We start from the raw sequence: 4,337 nt of genomic DNA, 5'->3' as shown, positions 1-4,337 counted from the left end.
GCAGTCTACGTGTGCGTAGTGACGGGTCGGGGTGTCGTATTCAACGTGAGAAGTGTTGATGGTGATACCACGAGCCTTTTCTTCCGGCGCGTTATCGATCTGGTCGAATGCGCGAGCAGCACCGCCGTAGGTTTTAGCCAGTACGGTAGTGATTGCAGCGGTCAGCGTTGTTTTACCATGGTCAACGTGGCCGATAGTACCGACGTTAACGTGCGGTTTTGTACGTTCAAACTTTTCTTTAGACATCGATTGTCCCTCTAAGACACGGATAAATCGGTGATATCACCACATCAACCAGGCAACATGCCCGACTTGTTGAATGCAATAAACAGAAGGAAAAAACAGGGAGGAGAAAAGAAGTGGTGCTGATAGGCAGATTCGAACTGCCGACCTCACCCTTACCAAGGGTGCGCTCTACCAACTGAGCTATATCAGCACATCTTGGAGCGGGCAGCGGGAATCGAACCCGCATCATCAGCTTGGAAGGCTGAGGTAATAGCCATTATACGATGCCCGCATCCTGGAACTCGGCTACCTGATTTTCATTCTGCACTGAATATCGAGAGAAGCTCTCTTTATTCGAGCCGGTAAGCGAACTTATCGTCTCGGGCTACGCCATCGCGTGGCCGAAATTGGTGGTGGGGGAAGGATTCGAACCTTCGAAGTCTGTGACGGCAGATTTACAGTCTGCTCCCTTTGGCCGCTCGGGAACCCCACCGGACTTGATGGTGCCGACTACCGGAATCGAACTGGTGACCTACTGATTACAAGTCAGTTGCTCTACCTACTGAGCTAAGTCGGCATCAAGTAGCGCGCATTCTATGGAGACATGCGAGTTCATGCAACTAAAAAATTGCATAATTTGTTTTATTGGTCACATTTTATGCGACACGATGAAGAAACAGCCGAACGGAGGGCAGATTAGCACACTTTTTCAACATCATTGTGCTCAACAATGTGCTCCTGCTAAACCATAATTCTTTTTATCAGATGGAATATCTGTCACATTGCTTTTCAACGATAGCTTCCTGGGAGAGATTTTTTCTTATTATTCCTCCCCATCTGGTGTTACCCTCCTGCCCATTAACCCATTCAACAGAACTGTGACGCGCCATGGCAAATATCGCTTTGCCGATAGAGCTATGACCGCCAGAAACATGCTTATGAGTATAAAAGAGCAAACGTTAATGACGCCTTACCTACAGTTTGACCGCAACCAGTGGGCAGCTCTGCGTGATTCCGTACCTATGACGTTATCGGAAGATGAGATCGCCCGTCTCAAAGGTATTAATGAAGATCTCTCGTTAGAAGAAGTTGCCGAGATCTATTTACCTCTGTCACGTTTGCTGAACTTCTATATAAGCTCGAATCTGCGCCGTCAGGCAGTTTTGGAACAGTTTCTTGGTACCAACGGGCAACGCATTCCTTACATTATCAGTATTGCTGGTAGTGTCGCGGTGGGGAAAAGTACAACCGCCCGTGTATTGCAGGCGCTATTAAGCCGTTGGCCGGAACATCGTCGTGTTGAACTGATCACTACAGATGGCTTCCTTCACCCTAATCAGGTTCTGAAAGAACGTGGTCTGATGAAGAAGAAAGGCTTCCCGGAATCGTATGATATGCATCGCCTGGTGAAGTTTGTTTCCGATCTCAAATCCGGCGTGCCAAACGTTACAGCCCCTGTTTACTCGCATCTTATTTATGATGTGATCCCGGATGGAGATAAAACGGTTGTTCAGCCTGATATTTTAATTCTTGAAGGGTTAAATGTCTTACAGAGCGGGATGGATTATCCACACGATCCACATCATGTATTTGTTTCTGATTTTGTCGATTTTTCGATATATGTTGATGCACCGGAAGACTTACTTCAGACGTGGTATATCAACCGTTTTCTGAAATTCCGCGAAGGGGCTTTTACAGACCCGGATTCCTATTTTCATAACTACGCGAAATTAACTAAAGAAGAAGCTATTAAGACTGCCATGACATTGTGGAAAGAGATCAACTGGCTGAACTTAAAGCAAAATATTCTACCTACTCGCGAGCGTGCCAGTTTGATCCTGACGAAAAGTGCTAATCATGCAGTAGAAGAGGTCAGACTACGCAAATAATTTTCAGGGGAGCTAATGCTCCCCTTTCTTATTTTTCTGCACTACGCAGGGATATTTCACCGCCCATCCAGGGTTTTATTATTCCATCCTGCTCAAGTAATAAAGCACCCTGTTTGTCTATTCCGCGTGAAATGCCAAATATTTCTTTATCACCAATGATAAGTTTCACTGGGCGATTAATAAAATTATCCAACTTTTCCCAGCGCGAAAGATAAGGTGCCAATCCTTCTTGCTCGAAGAGTTCCAGCGCCGCGCGTAATTCACGTATCAGCATGGCCGCAAGACTATTACGATCGAGATTGATCCCGGCTTCCTGCAGCGTGATCCACCCTTGATTAACGACACTCTCTTCAACACGACGCATTGCCATGTTGATCCCTGCGCCAATGACTATTTGCGCCGCATCGCCGGTTTTGCCAGTCAGCTCCACAAGAATGCCTGCCAGCTTGCGATCCTGCAGATAGAGGTCATTAGGCCATTTAACACGAACTTTATCTGCACCCAGCTTGCGTAATACTTCCGCCATCACGATACCGATAACCAGACTTAAACCAATCGCCGCCGCCGGGCCTTGTTCCAGACGCCAGAACATCGACAAATATAAGTTTGCGCCAAAAGGCGAAAACCATTTCCGACCCCGGCGACCACGGCCAGCCTGCTGGTATTCTGCAACACAGGCATCGCCCGATTTAAGCTCTCCGATACGATCAAGAAGGTACTGATTCGTGGAGTCAATAACGGGCAGCACAGTTACACTACCGCCATCCAGCTGACCCAATATCTGTTCAGCATTAAGTAACTGGATAGGCTCAGGCAGGCTGTATCCTTTACCCGGAACGGTAAAGACATCAACGCCCCAGTCACGCAGTGTCTGAATGTGTTTATTAATAGCCGCCCGGCTCATTCCTAACGATTCACCCAACTGCTCACCAGAGTGAAATTCGCCATTCGCTAACAGCGCGATTAATTTCAGCGGAACGGTATTATCCTTCATGAAATCGTCTCCACTGCGCTAACTTCACCTGATGCACCAATAAAGCGAACTTCAGGCTCAAGCCAGACATTAAATTTTTCACCCACTTTTTGTCTTACATGAAGTGCCAGTTGCACCACATCTTCGCTTTTTGCATTGTCTTCATTAATGAGGACTAACGCCTGTTGACGGTGCACCGCAGCCCTACCCATTTGCATCCCTTTTAGCTGGCACTGATCGATAAGCCAACCTGCTGCCAGTTTTACTGAACCATCCGCCTGGGGATAATTTGGTGCTGTTGGAAATTGTGCCAGTAATACTTTAGCCGTTTCGGCAGATACAACAGGGTTTTTGAAGAAACTACCGGCATTGCCATTCACTTTTGGATCAGGGAGTTTGGTGGTGCGCATATGACACACCGCATTAAATACTTGCTGTGGCGTTACTGTTGTAGGATCCAGACGAGTTAAGTCACCATACGTCAGTACAGGTTGCCACTCTTTTGGCAGACGCAGGCCTACGGCTACAATAGCGAAGCGATCCTGGTATTCATGTTTAAAAATACTGTCGCGATAGCCAAAACGGCACTCTTTGGCAGTTAAGCGCACTTGCTTGCCTGTCGCCAGTTCAACACAATCAACATAAGCGCAAACTCGCTGTAATTCTACGCCATAAGCACCAATATTCTGGATAGGTGATGAGCCGACACAACCAGGAATTAATGCCAGATTTTCCAGACCAGGCATACCTTCCTGCAAAGTGTATTTTACAAGGCGATGCCAGTTTTCTCCGGCTCCTACATGTAAATACCACGCATCAGGTTCATCATGAATTTCGATACCTTTGATCCGGTTGATGATCACCGTGCCGCGATAGTCTTCCAGAAAAAGTACATTACTTCCTTCACCCAGAATAAGAACGGGTTGTCCTTCTGCGGTTGCATGCTGCCAGGCATTGAGTAATTGTTGTTCGTCTTCGGCACATACAATGTGCTGAGCATTATGATCAATGCCAAATGTGTTCCAGGGTTTTAAGGAGTGGTTCATAGCTGCTTTCCTGATGCAAAAACGAGGCTAGTTTACCGTATCTGTGGGGGGATGGCTTGTAGATATGACGACAGGAAGAGTTTATAGAAACGCAAAAGGCCCAGTCTTCCGACTGGGCCTTTCGCTTAATTTGATGCCTGGCAGTTCCCTACTCTCGCATGGGGAGACCCCACACTACCATCGGCGCTACGGCGTTTCACTTCT

Annotated in this window: 4 protein-coding genes and 4 tRNA genes; 1 reads left to right on the top strand and 7 read right to left on the bottom strand. The window is 47.2% G+C overall.

The annotated features are described in order from the left end of the window. The 5 genes from ACJHX4_RS26540 to ACJHX4_RS26520 all read right to left on the bottom strand — a co-directional run. Positions 1-246: GTP-binding protein (locus ACJHX4_RS26540; protein WP_044810207.1), on the bottom strand; the 246-nt coding region annotated here is incomplete at its 3' end. A gap of 114 nt (positions 247-360) precedes the next feature. Further along, positions 361-436 (bottom strand) — tRNA-Thr (locus ACJHX4_RS26535). A gap of 6 nt (positions 437-442) precedes the next feature. Then, positions 443-517: transfer RNA gene (locus ACJHX4_RS26530), tRNA-Gly, on the bottom strand. 116 nt (positions 518-633) lie between these two features. Continuing rightward, positions 634-718 (bottom strand) — tRNA-Tyr (locus tag ACJHX4_RS26525). A gap of 8 nt (positions 719-726) precedes the next feature. Beyond that, a tRNA-Thr gene (locus tag ACJHX4_RS26520) sits at positions 727-802 on the bottom strand. Positions 803-1,163: 361 nt separating this feature from the next. Between ACJHX4_RS26520 and coaA the strand changes: the two genes are divergently transcribed. After that, the gene (coaA, locus tag ACJHX4_RS26515) at positions 1,164-2,114 is read left to right on the top strand and encodes a type I pantothenate kinase (protein WP_000023081.1); all 951 of its coding nucleotides are present in this window, start codon (positions 1,164-1,166) and stop codon (positions 2,112-2,114) included. Positions 2,115-2,142: 28 nt separating this feature from the next. On the opposite strand, the gene birA is transcribed toward coaA, so the two are convergent. Continuing rightward, a complete protein-coding gene (gene birA / locus ACJHX4_RS26510; protein WP_000654592.1) occupies positions 2,143-3,108 on the bottom strand; it encodes a bifunctional biotin--[acetyl-CoA-carboxylase] ligase/biotin operon repressor BirA in 966 nt (321 codons plus the stop codon). Beyond that, complete coding sequence (gene murB / locus ACJHX4_RS26505; RefSeq protein WP_001016671.1) at positions 3,105-4,133, bottom strand: UDP-N-acetylmuramate dehydrogenase; 1,029 nt, start codon at positions 4,131-4,133, stop codon at positions 3,105-3,107. Before murB ends, birA begins: the two co-directional genes overlap by 4 nt. Positions 4,134-4,337: the final 204 nt, after the last annotated feature.

Source organism: Escherichia sp. WS2035 (genome assembly GCF_046487065.1).
Taxonomy (GTDB): Bacteria; Pseudomonadota; Gammaproteobacteria; order Enterobacterales; family Enterobacteriaceae; genus Escherichia; species Escherichia coli.
Note: the sequence above shows the minus strand (reverse complement) of the source record. Positions and strands in the feature narration are given on the sequence as shown.